The sequence below is a fragment of the Comamonas testosteroni TK102 genome (genome assembly GCF_000739375.1).
Lineage (GTDB): Bacteria > Pseudomonadota > Gammaproteobacteria > Burkholderiales > Burkholderiaceae_C > Comamonas > Comamonas brasiliensis.
Genome location: NZ_CP006704.1, coordinates 2,662,479 through 2,686,047, shown reverse-complemented (window position 1 = coordinate 2,686,047; position 23,569 = coordinate 2,662,479). Strand labels below are relative to the sequence as shown.

The window sequence follows — 23,569 nt, the reverse complement described above, 5'->3', positions numbered from 1 at the left end:
AACGATGGACAGCATGGGCTGGATGCCCAGGATGAAATGCCGCTGGTGCGCAAGGGTTGCCGCGCCGGCGCAGCCGGGGCGGCGGTATCGAGGGGCGCCAAGCGCAGCGCGGCGGGGATGGCCGCATGGCCTTCCCCTGGAGTGCAAGCGAAGCGCGCAGCGCCGTAGGCGCGAAGGCATCGGCACCGGGCGCAGCAGAAAAAAAGGCGCGTCGCCCCGAAGGACAACGCGCCGGATGGTCGCCGTGCGATCAGTGCGCAGTCATCGCTTGCAACTGCTCAATCACGCCGGGTTCAACGAACACGCATGGCTGCTTGTCCTCGATCGGCACGTTGAACACATCGGCGAACACCTCGCGTTTCAGGTGCGCCAGGCGGCCCGTGCGGTATGCCTGTTCGGGCTTCATGCGGCCGCTGGCCTGCGAGCCGCTGCGCTGCGGGTCGCATTCGACCAGCGCGACAAAGCCATCGTCGGACAGCTTCTGGTGTTCAGGGCACAAGCCCCAGCCTGTCGCCGTGTGGCGCTCCATGCTTGCGCGCAGGCGCTTGTCCAGCAGGATCGCGCCGGTGTCGAAGCGAGCGCCGCAGACCAGGCAAACGTGTTGTTCGAGGGAAACGTGCGATTTGTCGTTCATGACGATTCTCCAGTTTCACGGGCGGAATTGCCCGGAACCGTCGCCAGCACGGCGCAGCGCAAGCAGTCAGGGGTCGAGGACGGCCGCCAGGCCGCAAGCGTGCTTGCACGCGCAGCCCTTGACGGCGAGAACGCCGTGATACGGTGAAGGGGACAGCAAGACCGCCCCATACCTCCATGCAGGCCCATGAATTTCCGAAACGCTGTCTCGGATTTTCGAGGCAGCGTTTTCGCCCAGCCCGCGCCGGGCGCAGCAAAAAGGGGCCGAAGCCCCTTCGTCAGATCAGGCCACGTTCGGCAAACGATGTGGTGTCGGTGCCCGCCACGATGACGTGATCCAGCACGCGCACGTCCACCAGCCCCAGCGCCTCCTTGAGCCGCTGGGTCAGCGCCCGGTCGGCACCGCTCGGCTCGGGATTGCCGCTCGGATGGTTGTGCGAAATGATGACCGCCGCCGCGTTGAGCCGCAGCGCCTCCTTGACCAGCTCGCGCGGATACACCGATGCGCCGTCGATGGTGCCGCGGAACATTTCGGCGTATTCGATCAGCCGATGTTGCGTGTCCATGAACAGCACCGCGAACACCTCATGCTCGAAGCCGGCCAGCTTGGCGCGCAGGTACTCCTTGACCGCCGCCGGCGACGTGAACGACGTACCGCGTTGCATCTTGCGCTCGATGGCCTGGCGCGCGGCCTCCAGAATCTGCTCGGCAGTCGCCAGCAGGTAGCGGCCCTGTGCGTCACGCACCATCAGCGAGGAATCGAACGAGGAAAAGGACAGTTGCGACATGATCGTGCTCCGGTTGCTCGGGCGGAATTGCCCGGAACCGTGGAGAGCACGGCGCAGCGCAAGCAGTCAGGGGTCAAGGACGGCCGCCAGGCCGCAAGCGTGCAAGCACGCGCAGCCCTTGACGGCGAGAACGCCGTGATACGGTGAAGGGGACAGCAAGACCGCCTACACCCGCCCACGCCCAATGCACACACTCGCCTTTGTGCAAGCGGAGCGCGCAGGCCCGCCAGGGCCGAAGGCGTCAGGGGTCAAAGCCGGATGGCCGCGATTCGGCACGAAGCGCGGGGCGCAGCCCGCGAACCCGACGGCGGCACGCCGGGACGTCAGCATTGGCATCAAGGGGAAGCAAAGAATTGGGGAAGCTGCTGCGCTGGAACACGCCATGCTTATCTGATGACGTTCTTTCCCTTGGCTCTTATCTGGCTCCTAGACCAGACAGGCAGGGCATCTTTGGCAGCGAGGCTCGGGCGCTAAACCCGCATGGAGACTGGCTTTCCGGCGATCAGGTCGCTTGAAAATTCTGCTTGACAAAACTATCGAACAGATTGTGCACATTGAGTGCCGCCGACCAGTTGCGATTGATGCGGTATTGCACGCTGGCCCCCCAGACGGCGTAGCCGGCCTGAGTGAAGCGGAAGGGAACGGCATCGCCATCGTACTGGCCCGATGCCGGGTTGTAGCTGTTGGCCGTGCCGCTGACATAGGTGGCGCTTTGCAGCGTCACGCCGCCGCCAACGGTCCAGGGCGAGTGCTGGCCCTGCAGCTGATAGCTGCTCCAGAGCTTGAACAGGTGCTTGGGCGTGATGGAGCTATAGACCAGCTGCGACGGGTCGGTCTTGTTGCGATTGTGGTTGTATGTATAGCCGGCAAACAACTGCCAGCCTTGCGCCAGCTGGCCGGTGACTTCCATGTCCAGGCCCTGGCTGATGATCTTGCCCTGGGCCACATAGCAGCAGCTCAGGCCCAGGTTGCCGATATCGGCTTCCGGATAGCGCGGATCACGCACCGCCTGGCCCTTGCGCTCTATCCGGTAGAGGGCAAACGCAGTATTGAGCTTGCCCTCGCCGAGCTCTCCCTTCACGCCCAGCTCGAAACTTCGGCCCTTGATCGGATCCAGCGCCGCCCCCGGTACAGGGCCTGCCAGCATATTGGCCTGCGACTTGTGGATCTCGGTCACACTGCCGTAGGCTGTCCACTGCTTGCCCAGGTCGTAGACCAGGCCCGCATAGGGGGTGAAGATGCCGCTTTCGCTGTAGTATTCGCGGCCGCTGGCCCGGACACTGCCGTCGGCGTTGTAGTTGATATACGGCGTGTCGTAGGAGTAGCTGGCATAACGCCCTCCGACTATGGCGGTGAGCTGATCCGTCAGGCTCAGATTGGCACGACCATAGAAGCCTTTTTGCGTGGCACCGTAGCCGGGATAGCTGCGCGTCATGCGTTCGCGCACCGCAAAGGGAATCCGGCCAGGATCGAACTCATAGACATTGGTCAGCGAAAGCGGCGTGTCCATCTCTGAGTAGTAAGTGTCCTGATCGTCACGCACCTTGCTCCAGTCCGCACCGAGCAGCAACCGGTGCTTGCGGCCGAACAACGAGAACGGGCCGCTGGCATGCACATCCAGGCTTTTTTTCTCCGAACGAAAGTCGTTGGAAAAGCCGGTCCAGTTGGCGCCAAGACCTGTTGCAGGGTCAACGGCTCCACTGAGACTGGCCAGCCGTGAATCGCTGTCCACCTTCTGATAATTGACTTGAGCCTTGAGCTTCCAGTCCCCCGCCAGTTGCTGGTCGAGCTGCGCAAAAATCTCCTTGGCGCTCTTGTCGTAGTGGCTCCAACCCGCCATCAGCGCGGTTTTGCGGGACAGCTTCAGATCGTCGCCATTGGCAGCACGGGGCAGGCCTTCGCGCCAGGGAGTGGCCTTGAGCTTGTCGTAGCTGGCTCCCAGGCTCACACGCGTGGAGCTGGTCACATCGGCTTCCAGAATGCCGTAGAGCAGGCTGTTTTGCGAATCCGCTCCGCGATAGAAAAAGTTCTTGTCCGAATGCGCGAGCACGGCACGACCACGCAGGCTCCCTGCTTCATTCAACGGACCCGCAACATCCAGCTCGGCCTGTTTGCGATTCCAGCTGCCGACGCCCACCGAGCCCAGAATCTGCTTTTGCGCCGTAGGACGCTTGCGCACCAGATTGATGGCACCGCCGGGCTCCCCATTGCCGCTGAACAGGCCATTGGCGCCGCGCACCACCTGCACACTGTCATACATGGCCAGATTGGGGTCGAACAGCTGCTGGCTGAACGCGTCCACACTGGCACCGTCGATCTGCACATTGCTGATCTCGAAGCCTCGCGACAGAAACCTGGTGGCCGCACCACCCAGTCCACCCGCACCGCCATAGTCCACCGTCACGCCGGTGGTCTGCTGCATCACTTCGCCCACATTGCTCATGGCCTGATCTTCGATGCGCTGACGCGTCACCACCGAGATCGACTGTGGAGTCTCCCGGATGTCCTGCCCTTTGCCCAGGGACACATATGAGGCGGCATACGAACCACTGCCCTCTGTGGCTTCGCGTTCAGCCTGGGCCGTCACCGTCACCTCGCCCAGCATGCCGGTCTGGCTGCTGTGGCGACGCACGGTGATGGCCGCCCCGACAGGGACCGCTTCCAGCCCGCTCCCAGTCAGCGCCTTTGCCAACGCCTCGTTCAAGGTCTGAACGCCTTGCAGCACCGGCGCCGTACGGCCTTCCACCAAGGCTGCGTCGACCGAAATCGACACCCCCCAGGTGCGGGCCAATGCATTCAATGCCTGTCCCAGGGGCTGGGCAGGCACACTCAGGCTGTGCGAGGTGGACATGGCCGTATGGCTGCTGGCGCTCTGGGCATGAGCCGTCGGCAACACAGCCAGACCTGACCAGGCCAGACAAGCCATGGCACTGGCCAGAGCCACGCTGCGCAGACTGCCGCAATGCGAACCCGCAGCCATCCCCTCCCCTTGTCCAGAAGAAAAATGAGAGTGATTTCTTTTCATCAAATGCATCCTGTGAATTGCTTGTCTAAGTGCTTTCACAGTGAAGACGCATGAAACGGCTTGTACCGGACAAAAAATTTTCAGCCGGACAGGCCTGCCGTCAGCGCCGTCGGATGGCGACTCTGCCATCGGGCAGCGACTGCACCCGCACGGGCAGGGAACGCGGCAGGCTGGCGATGAAGGTGGCAGGCTCGCGCAGCTTGAAGCTGCCGGTCAATCGCAGGGCTTGCAGAGAAACTGCATCGTCCAGCACCAGCGGCTGGGTCAGGTAGTCATTCCAGCGCGCCACGACCTCGGGCAGTGGTGTATGGTCAAACACCAGCCAGCCTTCACTCCAGGCGCCCACATCCGCCGCGTTCAGGGAGTAAGGGGCAAGCCGGCCGCCTGCATCCAGGCGCAAGCCCTGGCCTGCGGTCAGGAGCGCGTCGGGGGGCCGATCGGCCATGGCGCCCTGCTTCCACACTGCCACACGCCCCTGAGCAACGCTGACCTGCAGGCCGGCAGGCCGCAGCGCCACGGAGAAAACCGTGCCCAGCACACGTACGCGGCCCAGGGCCGTGTGCACCTCGAGGGGACGCTCTGCGTCATGGGCTACGTTGAGCCGGATTTCGCCCTGCTGGAGATGAACCTCGCGACGCTGGCGATACAGCAGCACCGATGCGTCGGTGCCTGGCGCCAGATCAAGCTGGCTGCCGTCAGGAAGATGGCGGCTCAGGTGCTGACCATGGCCTGTATGCAGCGCCATCTGCTCCGTTGGCTGCAGCCAATGCCAGCGGCCAAGCATGCCGGCCAGGCCCGCCACACCAGCTACCCCCAGCACGGACAGCGCACGACGACGGGTCTGCTGCACACGCGCCGAATGAGTCCCGGGCAAAGGCATCTCGCCCTGCAAGGCACTGCCTTGTGTCGCAGCCCAGCCTGCCATGGCCGCCTGCGCCGCCTGTTCGTTCGCAGGTTCCCTGGCACTCCAGCGCGCCAGCGCCTCCGTTGCGGCCTTCGCCACATCAGGACTTGCGCCATGCTGGCGCGCAATCAGCAACAAGGCGTGCTCCAGGCGCTTGCGATCCGGCTTGCCGAAGAAAGCGTCGGCACTCATGAGGTCAGCCCCATGCAATCGCACACTGCGCGCACCACATGCTTTTCGATGGCAGCTTCGCTGATATTCATATGTGCTGCGGCTTCGGCATGGCTGAAGCCATAGATGCGCACCAGCACAAACACCTCGCGGCGCTTGCGCGGCATGGCTTGCAAACGGCGAGACAGCAAGACCAGCTGCTGCCGCCCTTGCGCCTGACGCTCGGGCGAGGGTGCTTCATCTGCAGCCACCACGGCCAGGGTCTGCAGCATGCGGGCTTCGGCAGTGCGGCGGCGCGCATCGTCGATCACGATGTTCTTGCCGGTGCGAAACAGCAGTGCCCGCAAGTCCCGTATTGCAAGATCTTGCGACTGCATGGCAAATACGCGGGCATAGCTTTCCTGAACCACATCCGCGGCCGCATCCCGGCTATTGAGCGAGCGGGCAAAGAAACTGACGAGTTCTGCGTAATAGTGCGCAACCACGGGTACACCTCGACCTCTTGCGAGGCATGCCGCCCAGGCTCTGGGATCAGCCGCAAAGCATGCAGCGACGGAGCGGGAAAGCGCAGACTCTATCAGAAAATGAGAATCAATCTCATTGAATGACAAATATCAAGGCCTCGTCGCATCAATGCAGAACCAGTGTCGCGACAAGCTGTGAACCTGCGGCTCCATCGCTGATCAGATCGCGTAATACCAGCGCTTGATCGCTTCGCCAGCCCTGGCCAGCACGGCTTCACGCCCTGCCCCATCAAGCGGGCTGCCGGTCAGATAGGCCGTTACCAGCAGCGGCGCAGATTGCGCGGTAGGCCAGACGATGAGCGTGTCGCAGGCCGTGCCCCTCTCGCCGCTGCCAGTCTTGCCGCCCACCTTCCAGTCGCCCGGCATGCCGGAACGCACGCGCTTGTCGCCGGTACGGCTGTCCGCCAGCCATTGCTGCAGCAGTGCACGGGCATAGCCTTCCAGCACATCGCCCAGCAACAGCTTCTGCAGACTTTGCACCATGGCCCGTGGCGTCGTGGTGTCGCGCTCATCGCCGGGCAGCGCAGTGTTCAGCGAAGGTTCGTTGCGGTCCAGCCTGGTGGTGCCGTCACCCATTTCGCGCAGCCATTGCGTCAGCGCTGCCGGCCCGCCGCTGGCTTCCAGCATCACATTGGCCGCCGTGTTGTCGCTGACAACCACCATCGCTTCGCACAGCTCCTGCACCGTCATGCCCCCATTGGCTCCCGCCCGCTTTTCGGATATCGGCGACCATGCAACGACCTCGGCTGGAGAGTAATAGAGCTTGCGCCACAAACGAATCTCGCTTCTTTGCGCCAAATAGAGCACACGGGCGGCCAGCAAGGTCTTGAAGGTGCTGCACATGGGAAAGCGCTCGTCGCCGCGCCAGCCTGCCTCGGCGCCGCTGACGGTATCGACCACATACAGGCCGAACCGGCCCTGAGACTGAATTTCCAGCGCCGCCAGCTCGTCGCTCAATGTTCTCGCCGCCGCAGCTTGCTGCTTGGAGATAAAAGCACAGCCGCTCAGTCCCCAGGCCCCCAGACCCAAGGCCAGTCCTGTTGTCAGCATGCTGCGTCGTTGCATAAGATCCTCTTGTAGTTAACTGTGATGGTTTGAAGCATATCGCGCTGTATTCAGGTGAACCAGCAGTAATAATTGACGCCATCCATTAGAAAAACTTTTACCTCTATCGTCCCATGCAGCTTCCACTGAACGCCTTGCGCATGTTTGATGCGGCGGCACGCCATCTAAGCCTGACCCGCGCCGCACAGGAGCTGCATGTGACGCAGGCTGCCGTCAGCCAACATATCCGCAATCTAGAGGAACGCCTGGGCAAGCCGCTGTTTCGCCGCCTGCCCCGCGGTCTGGCCCTGACCGACGAAGGCCAGGCCTTGTGGCCCGTGGTGGCGCAAAGCTTTGAGCGCATAGAACAATCGCTGCAGCAGGTGGCGGAACCGCGGCCACGCGAAATCCTGAGCGTGGGCGTGGTCGGCACTTTTGCCATCGGCTGGCTGATTCCCAGGCTAAGCCAGTTCCAGCAGTTGCATCCCTATATAGACCTCCGGCTGCTGACCAATAACAATCGCGTCGATCTGGCTGGCGAAGGACTGGACGCCGCCGTGCGCTTTGGCGACGGTGCCTGGCATGGCACGCACGCGCAGATGCTGCTGCGGGCTCCGCTCTCTCCCATGTGCACCCCCATGCTGGCACAGCAGCTGCGCGAGCCTGCCGACCTGGCCCGGCAAACCCTGCTGCGCTCCTATCGCACCCAGGAATGGGAAGGCTGGTTTGCCGGCCTGGACCAGACTGCGCCGCTGGCACGCGGAGCCATGTTCGACTCCTCGCTGACGCTGGCCGAGGCCGCCGCCCAGGGCGCAGGCATTGCCTTGCTGCCCGCGCGCATGTTCGAGCACATGCTGCAGCAAGGTCGGCTGGTGCGCCCTTTTGCCCACGAGGTCGATACCGGCGCCTACTGGCTGACCTATCTCAAGTCACGCCAGGCCAGCTCCGCCTTGCAGACCTTCAGACAATGGCTGATGACCCAGCTGCAAACCGACTGAAACCAGCGCTCTTCAATGGACAAAACCGTTTCCTACCAAGCGTTTCATGCTATCAATCCATGAGTCCTCAGCAGCCGCCAAGCCGCACAGGTCTGCATGGCTTCAGGGCAACGGGTAAAGTACACGCCCAGCAAGCGCCATGGCGCTTTGGTTTTATTCATTTCATCAGACACCTGCCTTGACTGCCGCCGCCACCCTGCCCGTCCTGTACTCCTTCCGCCGCTGCCCCTATGCCATACGCGCCCGTCTGGCGCTGGCCCACGCGGGCCTGGCTTGCGAACTGCGTGAAATCAATCTGCGCAACAAGCCGCAGGCGCTGCTCGACGCGTCGCCCAAGGGCACGGTGCCCGTGCTGGTGCTCCAGGATGGAAAAGTCATCGATCAGAGCCTCGAGGTGATGCTGCATGCGCTGCGCGGCAACGACCCCGACGGCTGGCTGCAACCCACGCATGGCAGCCTGGAAGACATGCTGGCTCTGATCGAGCGCAATGACGGCTTCTTCAAACAGGCTCTTGACCGCTGCAAATACCCCGAGCGCCATGACGCCGAAGCCGTGAACCAGGCCCAGGCCGATGCGCTGACCTGGCTGGCGGCCCTGAACGATCAGCTCGAGGAGACCGGCTATCTGTTCGGCCTGAACCCCAGCCTGGCCGATATGGCACTACGCCCCTTTGTAAGGCAGTACGCGCGTATCGACGAAGCGCAGTGGAACGAGCAGCCCTGGCCTCATCTGCAGCACTGGCTGCAGCGCTGGATTGACTCGGCCCTGTTTGCCGAAGTCATGGAAACCTATCCAGGCTGGGTTCCGGGCGGCAAGGGGCCGACCTTTGTGGGCGAGAGCGTGGAAAGCCTCTGATGCCGCAGCCATGGCTGCGAACGCTTGGCTGACAGCGATGGCACGCGTTTGACAAGCATCAAAAAACCCCGGCAGCTTGCGCCTGCCGGGGTTTTTTGTGGCATTGCCGTCAACAAGATTAGCGCTTCGCGCCCTTGAACAACAGCACCGCCAAAATCACGAAAAACGCCACAAAACAGACAAATGACCAGTTGGCAATGGAGCCGCCCAGCAAAGTCCAGTCAATGGCGGCGCAGTCGCCCGAGCCCTGGAAGATCATGGGAATGGAGCGGCTGAAGGAGTAGTGCTCAATCATTCCATAGAAGTCACGGCCGCAGGTCGCAAACTCGGGGGGATACCACTGCAGCCAGCTCTGGCGTGCTGCCACGAACGCGCCGAAACCGCTGCTCAACAGGGCTAGAATACCAAAACTCATCCACCAGCCTTTTTGCCCTCTAACGCTTGCCAGGCCGGTGAAGATTGCTACCAAAATCAGTGCATAACGCTGCACGATGCACATGGGGCAAGGCTCCAGGCCCACCACATGCTGCAGGTAAAGGCCAAACGCCAGCATGGCCACACAGGCGACGCTGATGAGCGCCAGGATGCGCCGTGGCGCAGTTTCAAACCATTGAAGCATCATTATCTTTCTGCGAAATTTCTAAATCATGCCAGCACCAAGGATAACGCCCTCTGATGCCTGCATGACTCCTTCGCAGAAGACTGCAAGCCAGAGCCGCCTCGCGGCGACTCTGTCATCCCCCTAAGAGAGGGGGAAGGCGCATAGCGCCTCAGGGGGTGTCAAATCCCGGCCGCCTCATCCAGGAACACCTTGGCCCGGCGCGGTGTCACCACCAGGGTTTCACCTTCGCGCAGACCCATGTCCTTGAACTGCTGTGCGGGAATCTGGGCTTCAATCAACCCGTCCTCACCGGCATGGCTGGCGTTTGGTGTGGTCTCGGAGGGAATAAGTTCCAGCCTTGCGATGGGGCCGACCACAATGGCGCGAGAAAGCTGGGCCACGATGCCTGTGGGCCGGCCTTGGGCGTCGAGATTCTGGCCAGGGGAATAGCGCTCCACTTCCAGATCATGGGGTCGCACATAGGCAAAAGCCTGGCTGTCCTGGGCACCGCGCGCATCGCTGCTGTCAAGCTGCATGCCTTCGTCCAGATAGACACGGCCGTCGCTGGCGCGACCCTTGAACAGGTTCACATCACCCAGGAAGCCATAGACAAACGGGGTGGCCGGGTTGTCCCAGACCTGCTGAGGCGTGCCCTCCTGTTCGATCTTGCCCTGGTTGATGACCACCACGCGGTCTGCCACTTCCAGCGCCTCTTCCTGGTCGTGGGTCACGAAGATGGAGGTCACATGCAACTCGTCGTGCAGCTGACGCAGCCAGCGGCGCAGCTCCTTGCGCACCTTGGCATCCAGCGCACCAAAGGGCTCGTCAAGCAGCAGCACCTTGGGCTCGACGGCCAGGGCGCGGGCCAGCGCGATACGCTGACGCTGACCACCCGAGAGCTGCGATGGGTAGCGCTCGGCAATCCAGTCCAGCTGCACCAGCTTGAGCAGCTTCATGACCTTTTCCTTGATGACGGCCTCGCTGGGGCGCTCCTTGCGCGGCTTGACACGCAGGCCGAAGGCCACGTTCTCGAACACGGTCATGTGGCGGAACAGCGCATAGTGCTGGAACACAAAGCCCACGTTGCGATCGCGCACATGCACATCGGTGGTGTCTTCGCCGCTGAAGTGGATGCTGCCCACATCGGCCGTCTCCAGACCCGCGATGATGCGCAGCAGTGTGGTCTTGCCGCAGCCCGAGGGGCCGAGCAAGGCGATCAGCTCGCCCGACTTGATATCCAGACTCACATCGCGCAGGGCCTGAAAATCGCCGAACTGCTTGCTGACATTACGAATTTCGATACTCATGATGAATCTCTTGATCTGATCCGGGCAGCTCAGGCTGCCTTGGCGGTTTTGTTCGTTGCGAGGCTGATCTGGCCTGGGCGCTCGGGTGGCGCTTCGGCAGCAGCCTTGGCCTGCTGCTCGGCACGCCACTCGGCGAGGGACTTGATCACCAGCGTCACCAGCGCCAGCAGCGCCAGCAGCGATGCCACGGCAAAAGCGGCAGCCGCCTGGTAGTCGGCATACAGCACTTCCACATGCAGCGGCATGGTGTTGGTCTGGCCCCGGATATGGCCGGAGACCACGGACACGGCGCCGAATTCGCCCATGGCACGGGCATTGCACAGAATCACGCCATAGACCAGACCCCATTTGATATTGGGCAAGGTGACATTCCAGAAGGTCTGCCAACCCGAGGCACCGAGCACGATGGCGGCCTGCTCCTCATCGCTGCCCTGGGCCTGCATCAGCGGGATCAGTTCACGGGCGATGAAGGGGAAGGTCACGAACACGGTGGCCAGCACAATGCCGGGCACGGCAAAGATGATCTGGATCTCATGCTTGGCCAGCCACGGGCCCAGCCAGCCATTGGCGCCAAACACCAGCACGTACATCAGACCCGCAACCACGGGCGAGATGGAGAACGGCAGATCGATCAAGGTCGTCAAAAAGGCCTTGCCCTTGAACTCATACTTGGCAATACACCATGCGGCAGCCACACCGAAGACCAGATTCAAAGGCACGGCAATCAGTGCCGTGATCAGCGTGAGCTTGATGGACGAGATCGCATCGGGCTCGCCCAGCGAGGTGATGTAGACATCCCAGCCCTTGCGCAGCGCCTCGCCAAAAACGGACAGCAGCGGCAGGATCAGGAAGACCAGCATGAAAAGCAGGGCCACCGTGGTCAGAACCCAGCGCACCCAGCGCGGCTCGGTGGTGGTCATCTTCTCAAGCCTGGCGCTCTTGGGTGGGGCCGTGATCCTGTACAGCGCAACCAGCACCACCAGGGCAATGGCGACGATGGTGATGAGGTGCGCCCAGATGGGCAGCAGATTGGGGAACAGCGCTTGAATGGCTGCGTGAATCGAAGACATCAGCGGCCTCCCTGCGCCTTGCGCTGCCATGCCTGCAGTGCGTTGATCAGCAGCAGCAATACAAAAGAGATCAGCAGCATCACCACGGCCACAGCCGTGGCACCCGCCACATCGTGTTGATCCAGCTTGGCCATGATGATCAGCGGAGTGATTTCCGAAACCATGGGGATGTTGCCGGCAATGAAGATCACAGAGCCATACTCACCCACGGCGCGCGCAAAAGCCATGGCGAAACCGGTCAGCAACGCCGGGCCGATATGCGGCAGGATGACTTTGTAGAAGATCTGCCAGCGCGATGCACCCAGGCTGGTTGCCGCCTCTTCCAGCTCCTTCTCGAAGTCTTCCAGCACCGGCTGCACGGTACGCACCACAAAAGGCAGGCCGATGAAAATCAGTGCAATGGCGATGCCCTTGGGGTTGTAGGCCATCTGAATGCCCAGCGACTCGAAGTACTGTCCGATCCAGCCATTGCCCGCATACAGCGCCGACAGCGAGATACCGGCCACGGCCGTAGGCAGCGCAAACGGCAGATCGACCAGCGCATCCACCACCTTCTTGCCGGGGAACTGGTAGCGCACCAGCACCCAGGCGATCAGCATGCCGAACACCACGTTCACGCAGGCCGCGATAAAGGACATGGTGAAGGACAGCTCGTACGAAGCGACCACGGCGGGTGCCGAAACCGCAGACCAGAACTGCTCCCAGGTCAGAGAAAAGCTGGTGAACAGCAAGGCCACCAGCGGGATGAGCACGATGATGCTCAGATAGAAAATGGTGTAGCCCAGCGTCAGCCCGAAACCGGGCAACACTCGCTTGGCACTACGCGCCTTGCGGGGGGCTAGAGCAGCAGAGGACATATTCAAAAGGCGATGTAGAAAAAGTGATCGCAGCCAACATGCCGGACCTATGAGCAGGTAGGCGCCCCATAGGGACGCCGAGCAAGGGCCGCCCCTTACGCTTGGGGCGTCGCCCCCCCTCCCGCGCAGCGAGAGAGGGGAAGCGGCATAGCCGCTCAGGGGATGTCTTTACTTACCGGGCGTATACAGCTTGTCGAACTGACCGCCATCGTTGAAGTGCACCTTCTGCGCTTCGGTCAGGGAGCCGAAGTACTTGGCCACGGTGAACTGCTTGATCGGCTTGAACTGGTCGGCGTGCTTCTTGAGCACCGCTTCGGAGCGAGGACGGATCGCATGCTTGGCGGCGATTTCCTGGGCTTCGTCGGAGTACAGCCATTGCAGATAGTCGGTGGCCAGCTGGGTCGTACCCTTCTTGGCGACAGTGCGCTCGACCACGGCCACAGGATTCTCGGCCACGATGCTCACCGAGGGGTAGACGGCGTCGACCTTGCCCTGGCCGAACTCACGGTCCACGGACACGACTTCGGATTCGAAGGTGATCAGCACATCGCCGATGTTGCGCTGCAAGAAGATGCTGGTCGCATCGCGGCCGCCCTTGCCCAGCACGGGCACGTTCTTGTAGAGCTTCTGCACGAATTCGGCCGCTTGCGCATCGGTGCCGCCCTTTTCACGCACCGAGCCCCAGGCGGCCAGATAGGCGTAGCGACCATTGCCGCCTGTCTTGGGGTTGACCACCACGACCTTCACGTCGGGACGCACCAGATCGGACCAGTCCTTGATGTTCTTGGGATTGCCGTTGCGCACCAGGAACAGCATGGTCGATGTCGTGGGCGATGCATCGTGCGGGAACTTCTTGTTCCAGTCCTTGGCGACCACGCCGTTCTGGGCCAGGAAATCCACATCGGTGGTCGTGTTGAAGGTCACCACATCGGCAGCCAGACCGTCGTTGACGGCGCGCGCCTGGGCACTGGAGCCGCCATGGGACTGATCCACCTTGATGTCCACGCCCTTGGTCTTCTTGTAATGGGCGATAAAGGCAGCGTTGTAATCCTTGTAGAACTCGCGCGCCACGTCATAGGAGACATTGAGCAGCTGAGTTTGCGCCGAGGCAGCGCCTGCTGCTGCCAGTGCGATGGATGCCAACAATGTCTTGAGCTTCACGGAATGCATGGTTCGCTGCCTTTTCTTGAGCAATGTGTATAGATGTATACATTGTGCGAACGACTCCTTAAAACTCAAAAGAATATATTTTTCTTTGTTATTCCGAAAATCAATATAAAGAATGAAGCAGCGCTCAAAGCTTAAGTAGAAATAGCGCAAACGCTTTACCAGAAAGCACATGCAGCTATCAAAAATGATAAATAGAAAGCGCTGGCAGCCTATTGGCTCAGGCCGCAAGTGCAGCTGCAGGTTCAGACCTTGGCCCTGAAGCCGGGGTCTGTGCGCTCCAGCCCCCCTGCTCTGTCAGCGACTGCAGCAGCGCCAGACCGAGCGGCCAGGCGCCAAAGCCCGATTCGATATTGATATGTCCGGCGTTCTGCAAACGCACCAGTTCGCTGCCCCAGGCCCTCGCATAGGCGCCCGCACGGCGAATGGGGCAGAACGGATCATTGCTGCTGGCCACCAGCACACTGCGATAGGGCAGCGGCGCATAAGGCACGGGAGCGAAGTCCGCCAACTGGGCGCGGCGCTCGGGGTCGGCCGGCGCCACCAGCAAGGCTCCGTGCACGCGCGCTGCAGCAGCCTCGCCCAGATGCGCGGTCGTGATGCAGCCCAGGCTGTGAGCCACGATGACGGCAGGACGCTCATCGGAAAGCAAGACTCTTTCCAGCTCCGCCACCCAGGCATCGCGGTGCGGCACCAGCCAGTCCTGCTGCTGTACACGCACGGCTCCCTCCAGCTGCTCTGCCCACAGGCTTTGCCAATGACCGGGGCCGGAGTTGCGCCAGCCTGGCACGATCACGATGCGAAACGGGGATGTCATGCTGCCTCCTGTAATCTCGGAGCGCCAGCCGTGCCAAAGGAAAAAGCCCGGCGTGCTCCTGATCTGATAACAAGGCAGTCATTGTGGGCAGGGCCTGCCCAAATCCCAACGAATGTTTTGTTGTTACCTTATGGGCATAAGCTCAAGGGCAAGTCAAGGAGGCGCATAGCGCCTCACATTTACTTCAAAGCTCTTGATTTCAGATGCACATCTGCACCATTTGGTCGCAAGCGGTTTCAGGCAGGCGCACGTATGGTGTGGGGGAATGCGCGGGGGATTTTTTTCACTCCACTGAATCGTACTTACAACCGATCCTTCCCTTTGACCCGGCAGGAAGCCATGTCAAACCTTGCTCGATCAGCACGGAAGCGCGTTCACAGCGCATCTAGCATGCAATGACACCTAGCTAGTGACCTGGCTTCCAGATTGCTTTCGCAATTCTGGAGAGAGAAATGGTTGAACCAACAAGGAATGTTTCCGACAAGACTCTTAGGGCTTGGATCAGACAAGGAACTGTCGATCGTGGAATCGACGATGGCCTTACCTTCATCCCGACCGCGGCAAGTGCGAGCATTGGCAAAGCATCATGGGTGCTGCATTACCGATACGGAAAGCGATCAAAAGAGCTCGTCATTGGTCGCCATCCTGACGTTTCACTAAGATGTTCAGTCCCACAGTGAGATGGTGCGGATGAAGTCTAAAGCGGCTTGGATCTTTTTCCCATGCCTCGCAAATCGCCCGAAATGGTGTCTTCCACCTGAGCGCCTTCAAGTGCTTGCCAAAGTTGTAGCTTTGAGCGAAGGCCTGGACATGCTCCCGTCGCTGCTCCAGTCCCTCGTTCGCGTAAGCCTTGAGCGTAGATTCCTTGATGATCCGGTTCATGCGTTCGACCATGCCGTTAGTCCAAGGGTGGTACGGCTTGGTATGTCGTTTCTCGACGCCATTGAACTTGCAGATGCGTTCAAAGATGTGACCGATGCATGTGTCAGTGACGCCGCCTCTGAAGCGTTCTTGCCCTGTGAAGGCCATGCCGTTGTCCGTCAGAACGGTATGTATGCGGTACGGGAAGGCCACAAGCACCTGCCGAAGGAGCTGCGCTGCGTTGGCTTTCGTGGCCCTGTCAAAGAACGCGACATGCGTGAATTTTGTGATGCGGTCTATGGCGACGAGCATGCGCTGTTTGCCGCTGGAGACCTTCATTTCGGCGCTGTCGATGTGCACGAAGCCCAGTGTCGTTTCTTCAAACTTTCCGTGCCTTCGTGGCAACTGCGTTGCGGGCTGTCGACTGATTCCGTGACGCTGCGGGCATCGATGCAAGGCGGCTGTCTCCAGGATCTGCCCCATGAGATCGTCCAGCGACAGATGCCCTTGCTTGCGCAATGCAATCGCCAGGTGTTCTTGCTCCTGGGAAAGATGCTGGCTTGCTGTGTCCCGAGGACCCATGGGCTCATCGAGCACCGAGGTGCGTGCACACCACTTGGCCACGGTCTTGGGGTTGCTGCCGTAGAGCTTGGCCAAGGACCGACGGGAGCCGGTCGCTCGCTGGAGTTCTGCGCGGATACGCGGCGTTGTGCGGGCGCTGCCATGCCGGCGGATTGCCATAGTGCTTTCTCCTGTTCCAGGCTAAGGAATGCACCATGACTTCCTGGGACCGTACAATCTCGTCAATCTATCAAGTCATTCACATCCCCACTGGCGAGGTCTTGAGGTAATCAATGAACCACCTACCAGCAGGGCCAGGCGGGTTGGAAGGCTGGTAATAGGCTCCCATGTTCAAAATGAAGCCACCTCGTGGCATGTCATCGACGTCCAGAACAATCAGTGTGCCGTCATCAATATCTCTCTCGACCATGTGAAGAGGCATGCCACCCCAGCCGACGCCATCCCTCAGGAACGCATACTTTGTTGATAGGTCCGCTAGCCGCCAGGTCGACGGCGAAACCACTCCGAAGTCACGCCCAGCCATGAGGTCTGACCTATCGGTGAGTACGAGTTGAACGTGATTCGTCAACTCTTGCTTTGGAATCCTTCCACTAAAGCTCGCTAGCGGGTGCTTAGCGGCTGCGACCGAAACAAGCGGAACTTCGCCCAGTCGCTCACTGACCAGCGCCGGGAATGTAATTGGAAGGGCCGAAAGAATACCCAGGCCACACCGACCATCCAACACAGGTTGGTACGCCGCCCCTAGCCCCTCAACGAACAGTCGCAACGGTGTTAGGGGAAACTGGGTTGCGAACGCCTTCGCTGCTGCGCTGATAAGCGTGGTCGGAAAAAACACATCGATAACCACCGACAGCTCGGTCTCAAGGCCTGACGCCATGAGCTTGGCGCGAGCCTTCAGCTTGTCCACCCCTGACACGATGGTCCGTGCGTCTGCTAGCAGAAGTACCCCTTCCGCCGTCAGCTTCGGAAATCGACCTGTGCGGTCAAAGAGCACAACACCAATCTGGTCTTCCAGCCCAGAGACCCAGCCGCTCACCGCTGACTGGACGCGATTGAGTTTTCGGGCGGCTGCCGAAAAGCTACCTTCATCCACTGCGGCAATGAAGGTTCTGAGCTGGTCTAGGGATACGCCATCAAGCATTTGAGAGCTCCTTCTATCTCTAAAACAGATATTTCGAATCTCAATATACCGTCTTCTCAGGTGGGTTAGTAATCTTCATCATTCATACCAATGCAGACATCGCTGTAGAGGATATGAAATGACAAGGACCCATCTCGATTCACATGACATTGTGGTAGCCGGTCAAATGGCGGCGCTACCAGCGTCTGGGGATACAGGAGACTACAGCCACGTAGCTAGCAAGGTCGAACTGGCCCTCAACACCTGCTCCATCGATACCGGCACGGCCGCTTTCGACAAGCACCTGCAGAGCGAAAGCTTTTTCAACACCGCCAATTTCCCGACAGCGAAGTTTGTTGCCAGCAACTTCAGATTCAGCGGCGACAAGGTGAAGGAAGTGGCAGGTCAGTTGACCATGCTGGGCAAGACCGTCCCTGTTTCGCTCAAGGCCAGCCACTTCAACTGCTACGTGAACCCAATGCTCAAGCGCGAGGTCTGCGGCGGCAGACCTTGAAACCACGATTCAGCCCAGTCAATGGGGCATGGGCTGGGGCATCAACCTCGGTGTCCCCGACAGTGTGAAGCTTGCAGTGCAAGTCGAGGCCATCAAGCAGTAAGCCGTCTTTCGTTCAACTTTCAACCACATCAAAGGTTCACTATGCAAGTTCTCCATCTCGATTCCAGCGCCCTCGGCGCCATGTCCGTCAGCCGTCGCCTGACCGCGCAATTCGTTGCACGCCAAAAGGAGCTTCACCCGAACGTCGAGGTCACCTACCGTGACTTGGCGGCAGAGCCCGCTCTGCACCTCACGGGCGCTCACATGGCCGCGCGAATGGGTACGTCCAGCGACGATGCCACCATCAACGCCGACCTAGTCAAGGGCAACGCCTACATGGACGAGCTTTTCGCGGCTGATGTCATCGTCATTGGTGCCCCCATGTACAACCTGTCGATTCCGACGCCGCTCAAGGCCTGGATTGACCGAGTCGCCGTGGCCGGAAAGACCTTCCAATACACCGCGACTGGGCCCGAGGGTCTTCTCAAAGGTAAGAGAGCATTCATCGCATCTGCGCGAGGTGGCGTGTACTCCGCGGGCAGTCCAGCTGCAGCGCTCGAACACCAAGAGAGCTACCTCATCGGCTTGTTGGGCTTCCTGGGCGTGACCGATGTGAAGGTAGTACGCGCCGAAGGTATCGCGTTCAGCCCCGAAGCAAAGGATGTGGCTATATCCCGTGCCCTGGAAAACATCGCAGCCATTACAGACTGAGTCGGGCTGCAAGCATCACACCCCAATTCTTCTCAAGGAAACCATCATGACTTACTCCATCATCGGCTCAGGCAACGTCGGCACTGCCCTGGCTCGTCAATTCGCCCGAAGCGGAATCACTGTTGGCATCGCCAACACTCGTGGACCGGACTCCATCGCGCAGCTTGCCAATGAACTCGGCGAAAAGGTCGTTCCGTTGACGCTGCAGGAAGCGCTCAAGGCCGAGGTTGTCATCCTCGCCGTTCCGTTCCGCGCGCACACCACAGTCGCCCGCGCGCTCTCGAGCTGGGCAGGGAAGGTCGTCATTGATGCAATGAACACATACGGAGTCTCGCCGGAAGAACTCGCCGGGCGTGCCTCGACGGATGTCGTGGCAACAGCTTTTCCCGGCGCTAAGGTTGTCAAGACGCTAAATCAGCTGCCGGCAAAGCTTCTGGCTCAAGACCCCGCTGTGAATGGAGGCCACCGCGTCATGTTCGTGTCGAGTAACGACGAGGGCGCCCAATCCTCGGTAGCCAAGCTCGTTGGCGATTTGGGTTTCGCTCCTGTCGCGCTAGGCAAAGTCAATGAAGGTGGAATGCTGATTGGCATGGGCGGCCCGCTGATTCTTCAGAACCTCGTCAAGCTTGGCTAAAGCAGCGGCGCAAGCTGCAAGCATTCCTCTGAACCTGATATACCTCCATGATGCATTACTCCATCATCGGCACTGGCAGTATCGGCAAAGCTCTTGCTCAGAGGTTTGAACTCAAAGTAAGCGTTGCCAGCACTATAAGACCGCAATCCACCAATTCCATCTCAAACTGACCCACCCTTTGACTTGAGCCCCAAGGCTCATGTCGAGCTTAGCTGCAGAGGTCACATGCGGTCTTACCTGACGACGATTCTTTCAACGACGACTTTGAGGTTTTCAAGCACTTCCTCAAGTGGCTGGCCCATCTGTACGTGCACGATAGCGCCATCCACGGGCAGCGAAAGCGACTAGCCTACAGAGACAGCGTGGTGGTCGAACAGCTCATCCACAACGCACGCCATCTCTTTTTTGTGCTGTCGCACAACTTCCAGAATCCCGGGATCAGTAGATCCCAGCTCTGCAGCAGCATTCAGGAAAGCGCAGCCTCGAAAGCGGGTCTGACTAAACCAACCACTGAGAGTACGAAGCAGCGCCTCAGTCGGGCTCGCTCCGTCACGGGACTCTTGCGCCAAGCTGCTCTTGAACCAAGACATCCACCCTTGGTGTCGGTAATCGAGATAAGCACGAATCAACTCGTCTTAGCTCGAATATTGCCTATAGAACGTAACCTTGCTGACCGACGACCGATCAATGATCCGGTCAACACCCGTCGCTCTGATTCCTTCGCTATAAAAAAGATCATGGGCAGCTACCAAGATTCGCTCATGTGGAGGCAGTGCGGCAAAAGACTGTTTTTTAGAGTTCATGTGGACATTGTAGACAGATCGTTCTACATACCTACATAGAGGTCAATCATGGAAACACGCCCACCCCTGCCCCCATTCACACACGAGACTGCCGTACAGAAAGTTCGCTTGGCGGAAGACGGCTGGAACACACGCGACGCAGCCAAGGTTTCCTTAGCCTACACGCCGAATACGAAGTGGCGCAACCGCGCTGAGTTCGCCAACAACCGAGCCGAAGCGCAGGCTTTCCTTGAGAGAAAGTCGCGACAGTCCAATGACTGCTTTGAGGTTTGGAGCGGACATCCGTTGATGTCTCGCTTCAATGACTGCTTTGTACATTAGCAGTTATTGATATCTTTGAGTTGAGCGACTGAAGACAGCCTAGACCTGCCGTTCACGGCTACCTACCTGACGACAGCTTCTGGCCGAATAGTAGGCAGCTCGAACTAGGCCGGGGCAGCATCGAATACGCCGAACGGCGCCAGGCGTAGTAGATCGGACACCTCTTTCTGGCTCCGCTCTAGCCACTGGTCCAGATACTCCATCTCAATCGGTATCAAGCTGCGCTTGTCCTGCTGGTCGGCCTGCAACTTGGGATCGGGCATGTGCATTCGACTCAAAAGGGGATGGGAGCCGGCATTTGTGTATTTCGGCCTTGGCCCGGCAAACAAAGCTCGCTCACCTGCACCTTTATGATTGCCGAGTGCAGGTCCGCGAAGGCCTATGCGAGCGATATTTTCCGCAATTTAGCTACTCAACAGCGATCTAAATTAGAAAGCTTCCCAGTCACCATCATTGACAGTGGAGACCGGAGGCGCGGCTTTAGCAATACGGACGGGTGCGGAACTAGCTGAGGGTTTTTTCGCCAACGCGGCGATCCTCCCCCCGGCGATTGGAACGGTAGGTGCTTTCGACACTGGCGCTTGGATCTTTACGGAATGCGTACAAGCGTTGAGTGCTTCGGCGCGGCTCCCGCCATCGTCGCTGAGCTTGAATACAGCGACCACTTGCACCAAGTCCTGCGACTGAGCTTTGAGACTGCTGGCAGCAGCGGCCATCTGTTCCACCAACGCGGCATTCTGTTGAGTGACCTGATCCATCTGCATGACAGCTTCGCCTACTTGCGAAACGCCAGCACTCTGCTCGCTGCTGGCGGCACTTATTTCACGCATTATGTCGGTGACGCGGCGTATAGAGCTCACCACCTCAGTCATCGTCTCGCCCGCCTTGTCTACAAGGGCGGTACCTTGATCTACCCATCCCATGCTGGCGCCGATCAGTGTCTTGATCTCTTTGGCCGCTTCGGCCGATCGCCCTGCCAGAGAACGCACTTCGCTTGCCACCACAGCAAATCCTCGCCCCTGCTCGCCAGCACGTGCGGCTTCCACGGCCGCATTGAGGGCCAAGATATTTGTCTGGAATGCAATGCTGTCGATGATGCTGATGATGTCGGCAATCTTGCGGCTGGACTCATTGATGCCCTTCATGGTTTCGACCACTTGCCCGACCACTTCACGACCCTGCACAGCAACCTTGCTGGCATTCAAGGACAACTGGTTGGCTTGGCCGGCGGATTCGGCATTTTGTTTGACCGTGGAGTCAAGCTCCTCCATGGACGCCGCAGTTTCCTCCAGCGCGCTGGCCTGGCTTTCAGTACGGGCAGAGAGATCTTGGTTACCCTGAGCGATCTCTGAACTCGCCGTGGCAACGCCCTCCGCTCCCTGGCGCACGCTAGATACCACTCGGGTGAGGCTGTCACGCATGGCCACCAAGGTATGCAGCAAGCTTGCAACCTCGTCCTTGCCAGTGATCGACACCTGTGCACTCAGGTCGCCGGCTTCAATAGCGCGGGAGAGATCTCCGGCCTGTTTGAGAGAACGCGAAATCCCAGTGATGAGGAAGTATCCGATGCTGACAGCAAACAGCAGCCCGAGAACGATCGATGCGGTGGAAAGCATGCGCACTGTAGCGTAACGCTCCAGTGCGCCATCGTATTCCGACTTGGCCACATCAAGTTGCAACTGGATCAACGCGTCTATTTGTTCTTTCGCGGGAGCGTACAGCGCCCGCAGAACTTTGTTAGACATGCGCTGGCTTTCCTGCATATTGTCTGCACGCAGAGCAGCAACGGTGGGCTTCAGACCCTCACTGACGTACTTGCCCCGGGCCTCAGCAAACTTTTTGGCAATCACGGCTTCCTCCGGTGTGAGGTAGGTGGCCATGTACTCATTCCAAATTTTGGTGATCTTGCCTATGTTGGACTCAACCGCAGTGGTGAGTTCTTGGACTACCTCTGGACTCGCATCCAGCGTTGCAGCGCTGACCAAATAAGCATTGGTCATCATCAGGCTTTGGATTTGTCCCAGCTGCCCCAGGACCACTGTGCGGTCTTCGTACACAGTTTTCAAGCCATCGTTGCTAGCCCCCATACCCCGTAGGCCAAGTAGGCCGATGCCAAGAAGCAGCATGGACATAACGCCCACCAGCAAGATTAAACGTGTTGAAATTTTCATTTTTGAACCTGCACAGAAGTGCATATTTTCCTCTTACGAGGCAAAGCCAATCCCCTGAAAATTGCGTCTTTGCAGGCTCTTTTTCTAAAGGGCAAGTGGCTTGGATGGCGCGCTCGATAAGAATGGCCATTCTTGGGGCGTCTATCCAACACCTGCTTGTGGCGGCTTCTAGCAGGTACACAGGTGCCGCCGCCTACTCCGGGAAAATCGCTTCATAACCGATGAATCACCGATTCACACAGTCCACAAGCGCGTTTGCCACTCGTTCCTGCAGGACTGGAAGGCGCACAACAACGCCTACCCCCAGCCTGATCAAGATGCCGCCGGACGAGCTGCGGCAGTTCAACATCGTCAATTCGTTCGGTAAGCCTGAGCTGTGGGACGTCCCAATAGAAATTGACCCCAACACCACGGGCGTGATGATTGCGGTCGATGGGACTGAAATGCTGTTGGGCGAAGGATAGTGAAGAAGCAGCAGGCGAAGGCTGCAAGGGCTAGAAAGCAGAGATTCTCTCGCCCAGGATCACAGACAGCTCGCGCATCACATCGAGCTGGCGGTGCATGCAGGCATGCTCGTCTTTCTCCAGCTCGCGGAAGAAGGCATCGCGCAGAATGAACTCGTCAAGCCTGATGAATCGGATGTCCAGCTCTCGCTTTTCATCCAGCACACGCTGCCGGTGGCTCGGCAGAGTGCAGCCGTCTAAGTGCATGGGAGCGAAAGGATTACTCACACAAGGCTAATAGGCCAGGGGCAACCCGGATGGCACCGCGTATGCGGACAAACAAATGAACGAGATGTGGGCGGGGCTGCAGCGATACACACGTCCGACGCTGCGAATCCAGCCCCTGGGACTGTACGGGTTGAGGCAGACGGGATGCCAAGAACAGAAAAGCCCAGTGTGCGAGCGACGCCAGCCCCTGAGCGACTCAGGGGTGCAAACCTGAGCTTTACGTGCAGGCGCTGTCTTCGCACAAACGCGCGGCACCTGGTTAATCTGAGCCACTGTATTTTTCGCGTTTCAGTTTGATACATATCAACCGATAGCCT

At 59.7% G+C, this 23,569-nt stretch carries 24 protein-coding genes and 2 pseudogenes; 8 read left to right on the top strand and 18 right to left on the bottom strand.

What is annotated here, in order from left to right:
- Positions 1 to 250 precede the first annotated feature (250 nt).
- The 6 genes from O987_RS12155 to bla all read right to left on the bottom strand — a co-directional run bounded on the left by O987_RS12155 (position 251) and on the right by bla (position 7,110).
- Positions 251 to 634: a hypothetical protein gene (locus O987_RS12155; RefSeq protein WP_043154531.1), complete on the bottom strand. Its 384-nt coding sequence runs from the start codon at positions 632 to 634 to the stop codon at positions 251 to 253.
- A gap of 277 nt (positions 635 to 911) precedes the next feature.
- Positions 912 to 1,421, bottom strand: coding sequence for a RadC family protein (radC, locus tag O987_RS12150; protein WP_043372445.1), 510 nt, complete (start codon positions 1,419 to 1,421; stop codon positions 912 to 914).
- Between the two features lie 502 nt (positions 1,422 to 1,923).
- Positions 1,924 to 4,401: a TonB-dependent siderophore receptor gene (locus O987_RS12140; RefSeq protein WP_235214367.1), complete on the bottom strand. Its 2,478-nt coding sequence runs from the start codon at positions 4,399 to 4,401 to the stop codon at positions 1,924 to 1,926.
- 145 nt (positions 4,402 to 4,546) lie between these two features.
- A complete protein-coding gene (locus O987_RS12135; RefSeq protein ID WP_043372440.1) occupies positions 4,547 to 5,542 on the bottom strand; it encodes a FecR family protein in 996 nt (331 codons plus the stop codon).
- The gene (locus tag O987_RS12130) at positions 5,539 to 6,006 is read right to left on the bottom strand and encodes a sigma-70 family RNA polymerase sigma factor (protein WP_003055630.1); all 468 of its coding nucleotides are present in this window, start codon (positions 6,004 to 6,006) and stop codon (positions 5,539 to 5,541) included. Before O987_RS12130 ends, O987_RS12135 begins: the two co-directional genes overlap by 4 nt.
- A 198-nt stretch (positions 6,007 to 6,204) precedes the next feature.
- Positions 6,205 to 7,110, bottom strand: coding sequence for a class A beta-lactamase (gene bla / locus O987_RS12125; protein ID WP_043372438.1), 906 nt, complete (start codon positions 7,108 to 7,110; stop codon positions 6,205 to 6,207).
- A 113-nt stretch (positions 7,111 to 7,223) separates the two neighbouring features.
- On the opposite strand from bla, the gene O987_RS12120 reads away from it, so the two are divergent.
- On the top strand, positions 7,224 to 8,087 hold the full coding sequence (locus O987_RS12120) for a LysR family transcriptional regulator (protein WP_003055635.1): 864 nt from the start codon (positions 7,224 to 7,226) through the stop codon (positions 8,085 to 8,087).
- A 139-nt stretch (positions 8,088 to 8,226) separates the two neighbouring features.
- Positions 8,227 to 8,943, top strand: a complete 717-nt coding sequence (locus O987_RS12115; protein WP_003055638.1) for a glutathione S-transferase — start codon at positions 8,227 to 8,229, stop codon at positions 8,941 to 8,943.
- A 118-nt stretch (positions 8,944 to 9,061) separates the two neighbouring features.
- Here the strand turns inward: O987_RS12115 and O987_RS12110 are convergent, their stop codons facing one another.
- Positions 9,062 to 9,502 carry a disulfide bond formation protein B gene (locus O987_RS12110; protein WP_235214365.1) on the bottom strand — a complete coding sequence of 147 codons (441 nt, stop codon included), beginning with the start codon at positions 9,500 to 9,502 and terminating at the stop codon, positions 9,062 to 9,064.
- On the opposite strand from O987_RS12110, the gene O987_RS29460 reads away from it, so the two are divergent.
- Positions 9,467 to 9,619 carry a hypothetical protein gene (locus O987_RS29460; RefSeq protein WP_235214428.1) on the top strand — a complete coding sequence of 51 codons (153 nt, stop codon included), beginning with the start codon at positions 9,467 to 9,469 and terminating at the stop codon, positions 9,617 to 9,619. The two genes, O987_RS12110 and O987_RS29460, sit on opposite strands and share 36 nt — an antisense overlap.
- Positions 9,620 to 9,723: 104 nt before the next feature.
- On the opposite strand, the gene O987_RS12105 is transcribed toward O987_RS29460, so the two are convergent.
- The 7 genes from O987_RS12105 to O987_RS12075 all read right to left on the bottom strand — a co-directional run bounded on the left by O987_RS12105 (position 9,724) and on the right by O987_RS12075 (position 17,346).
- On the bottom strand, positions 9,724 to 10,851 hold the full coding sequence (locus O987_RS12105) for a sulfate/molybdate ABC transporter ATP-binding protein (RefSeq protein WP_003055644.1): 1,128 nt from the start codon (positions 10,849 to 10,851) through the stop codon (positions 9,724 to 9,726).
- A gap of 29 nt (positions 10,852 to 10,880) precedes the next feature.
- On the bottom strand, positions 10,881 to 11,921 hold the full coding sequence (cysW, locus tag O987_RS12100; protein WP_003055646.1) for a sulfate ABC transporter permease subunit CysW: 1,041 nt from the start codon (positions 11,919 to 11,921) through the stop codon (positions 10,881 to 10,883).
- A complete protein-coding gene (gene cysT / locus O987_RS12095; RefSeq protein WP_003055648.1) occupies positions 11,921 to 12,778 on the bottom strand; it encodes a sulfate ABC transporter permease subunit CysT in 858 nt (285 codons plus the stop codon). The genes cysW and cysT overlap by 1 nt, the downstream gene beginning before the upstream one ends.
- Positions 12,779 to 12,946: 168 nt before the next feature.
- The gene (locus tag O987_RS12090; RefSeq protein WP_003079689.1) at positions 12,947 to 13,948 is read right to left on the bottom strand and encodes a sulfate ABC transporter substrate-binding protein; all 1,002 of its coding nucleotides are present in this window, start codon (positions 13,946 to 13,948) and stop codon (positions 12,947 to 12,949) included.
- A 217-nt stretch (positions 13,949 to 14,165) separates the two neighbouring features.
- The gene (locus O987_RS12085; protein WP_043372435.1) at positions 14,166 to 14,762 is read right to left on the bottom strand and encodes an RBBP9/YdeN family alpha/beta hydrolase; all 597 of its coding nucleotides are present in this window, start codon (positions 14,760 to 14,762) and stop codon (positions 14,166 to 14,168) included.
- A 630-nt stretch (positions 14,763 to 15,392) separates the two neighbouring features.
- Positions 15,393 to 16,364, bottom strand: coding sequence for an integrase core domain-containing protein (locus tag O987_RS12080; protein ID WP_043372433.1), 972 nt, complete (start codon positions 16,362 to 16,364; stop codon positions 15,393 to 15,395).
- A 79-nt stretch (positions 16,365 to 16,443) separates the two neighbouring features.
- Positions 16,444 to 17,346 carry a LysR family transcriptional regulator gene (locus tag O987_RS12075; RefSeq protein WP_043372431.1) on the bottom strand — a complete coding sequence of 301 codons (903 nt, stop codon included), beginning with the start codon at positions 17,344 to 17,346 and terminating at the stop codon, positions 16,444 to 16,446.
- A 118-nt stretch (positions 17,347 to 17,464) separates the two neighbouring features.
- Between O987_RS12075 and O987_RS12070 the strand changes: the two genes are divergently transcribed.
- From O987_RS12070 to O987_RS12060, 3 genes are all read left to right on the top strand, one after another.
- Positions 17,465 to 17,839, top strand: coding sequence for a YceI family protein (locus tag O987_RS12070; protein ID WP_326998634.1), 375 nt, complete (start codon positions 17,465 to 17,467; stop codon positions 17,837 to 17,839).
- 144 nt (positions 17,840 to 17,983) lie between these two features.
- Positions 17,984 to 18,592: an FMN-dependent NADH-azoreductase gene (locus O987_RS12065; RefSeq protein WP_043372429.1), complete on the top strand. Its 609-nt coding sequence runs from the start codon at positions 17,984 to 17,986 to the stop codon at positions 18,590 to 18,592.
- Positions 18,593 to 18,638: 46 nt separating this feature from the next.
- Positions 18,639 to 19,226: an NADPH-dependent F420 reductase gene (locus O987_RS12060; protein WP_043372427.1), complete on the top strand. Its 588-nt coding sequence runs from the start codon at positions 18,639 to 18,641 to the stop codon at positions 19,224 to 19,226.
- A 635-nt stretch (positions 19,227 to 19,861) separates the two neighbouring features.
- On the opposite strand, the gene O987_RS29455 is transcribed toward O987_RS12060, so the two are convergent.
- The gene (locus O987_RS29455; protein ID WP_235214363.1) at positions 19,862 to 20,029 is read right to left on the bottom strand and encodes a TetR/AcrR family transcriptional regulator; all 168 of its coding nucleotides are present in this window, start codon (positions 20,027 to 20,029) and stop codon (positions 19,862 to 19,864) included.
- Positions 20,030 to 20,077: 48 nt separating this feature from the next.
- On the opposite strand from O987_RS29455, the pseudogene O987_RS28005 reads away from it, so the two are divergent.
- A pseudogene (locus O987_RS28005) lies at positions 20,078 to 20,287 on the top strand (DUF1348 family protein); the annotation flags it as partial.
- Between the two features lie 167 nt (positions 20,288 to 20,454).
- On the opposite strand, the gene O987_RS29060 reads toward O987_RS28005, so the two are convergent.
- Together O987_RS29060 and O987_RS29770 are read right to left on the bottom strand one after the other, a co-directional pair.
- Positions 20,455 to 20,613: a hypothetical protein gene (locus O987_RS29060; RefSeq protein WP_155496402.1), complete on the bottom strand. Its 159-nt coding sequence runs from the start codon at positions 20,611 to 20,613 to the stop codon at positions 20,455 to 20,457.
- 165 nt (positions 20,614 to 20,778) lie between these two features.
- A complete protein-coding gene (locus tag O987_RS29770) occupies positions 20,779 to 22,545 on the bottom strand; it encodes a methyl-accepting chemotaxis protein (protein ID WP_043372425.1) in 1,767 nt (588 codons plus the stop codon).
- Between the two features lie 190 nt (positions 22,546 to 22,735).
- Between O987_RS29770 and O987_RS29765 the strand changes: the two are divergent.
- A pseudogene (locus O987_RS29765) lies at positions 22,736 to 22,985 on the top strand (hypothetical protein).
- 30 nt (positions 22,986 to 23,015) lie between these two features.
- On the opposite strand, the gene O987_RS12035 reads toward O987_RS29765, so the two are convergent.
- Positions 23,016 to 23,231: a crAss001_48 related protein gene (locus O987_RS12035; protein ID WP_200879601.1), complete on the bottom strand. Its 216-nt coding sequence runs from the start codon at positions 23,229 to 23,231 to the stop codon at positions 23,016 to 23,018.
- Between the last annotated feature and the right edge of the window lie 338 nt (positions 23,232 to 23,569).

Coding starts and splice junctions, on each gene's coding strand:
- O987_RS12155 (WP_043154531.1), bottom strand. CDS start 634: ATGAACGACAAATCGCACGTTTCCCTCGAACAACACGTTTGCCTGGTC.
- radC (WP_043372445.1), bottom strand. CDS start 1,421: ATGTCGCAACTGTCCTTTTCCTCGTTCGATTCCTCGCTGATGGTGCGT.
- O987_RS12140 (WP_235214367.1), bottom strand. CDS start 4,401: ATGGCTGCGGGTTCGCATTGCGGCAGTCTGCGCAGCGTGGCTCTGGCC.
- O987_RS12135 (WP_043372440.1), bottom strand. CDS start 5,542: ATGAGTGCCGACGCTTTCTTCGGCAAGCCGGATCGCAAGCGCCTGGAG.
- bla (WP_043372438.1), bottom strand. CDS start 7,110: ATGCAACGACGCAGCATGCTGACAACAGGACTGGCCTTGGGTCTGGGG.
- O987_RS12120 (WP_003055635.1), top strand. CDS start 7,224: ATGCAGCTTCCACTGAACGCCTTGCGCATGTTTGATGCGGCGGCACGC.
- O987_RS12115 (WP_003055638.1), top strand. CDS start 8,227: ATGGCGCTTTGGTTTTATTCATTTCATCAGACACCTGCCTTGACTGCC.
- O987_RS29460 (WP_235214428.1), top strand. CDS start 9,467: ATGCTGCAGGTAAAGGCCAAACGCCAGCATGGCCACACAGGCGACGCT.
- O987_RS12105 (WP_003055644.1), bottom strand. CDS start 10,851: ATGAGTATCGAAATTCGTAATGTCAGCAAGCAGTTCGGCGATTTTCAG.
- cysW (WP_003055646.1), bottom strand. CDS start 11,921: ATGTCTTCGATTCACGCAGCCATTCAAGCGCTGTTCCCCAATCTGCTG.
- cysT (WP_003055648.1), bottom strand. CDS start 12,778: ATGTCCTCTGCTGCTCTAGCCCCCCGCAAGGCGCGTAGTGCCAAGCGA.
- O987_RS12090 (WP_003079689.1), bottom strand. CDS start 13,948: ATGCATTCCGTGAAGCTCAAGACATTGTTGGCATCCATCGCACTGGCA.
- O987_RS12085 (WP_043372435.1), bottom strand. CDS start 14,762: ATGACATCCCCGTTTCGCATCGTGATCGTGCCAGGCTGGCGCAACTCC.
- O987_RS12080 (WP_043372433.1), bottom strand. CDS start 16,364: ATGGCAATCCGCCGGCATGGCAGCGCCCGCACAACGCCGCGTATCCGC.
- O987_RS12075 (WP_043372431.1), bottom strand. CDS start 17,346: ATGCTTGATGGCGTATCCCTAGACCAGCTCAGAACCTTCATTGCCGCA.
- O987_RS12070 (WP_326998634.1), top strand. CDS start 17,465: ATGACAAGGACCCATCTCGATTCACATGACATTGTGGTAGCCGGTCAA.
- O987_RS12065 (WP_043372429.1), top strand. CDS start 17,984: ATGCAAGTTCTCCATCTCGATTCCAGCGCCCTCGGCGCCATGTCCGTC.
- O987_RS12060 (WP_043372427.1), top strand. CDS start 18,639: ATGACTTACTCCATCATCGGCTCAGGCAACGTCGGCACTGCCCTGGCT.
- O987_RS29455 (WP_235214363.1), bottom strand. CDS start 20,029: ATGAACTCTAAAAAACAGTCTTTTGCCGCACTGCCTCCACATGAGCGA.
- O987_RS29060 (WP_155496402.1), bottom strand. CDS start 20,613: ATGCCCGATCCCAAGTTGCAGGCCGACCAGCAGGACAAGCGCAGCTTG.
- O987_RS29770 (WP_043372425.1), bottom strand. CDS start 22,545: ATGCACTTCTGTGCAGGTTCAAAAATGAAAATTTCAACACGTTTAATC.
- O987_RS12035 (WP_200879601.1), bottom strand. CDS start 23,231: ATGCACTTAGACGGCTGCACTCTGCCGAGCCACCGGCAGCGTGTGCTG.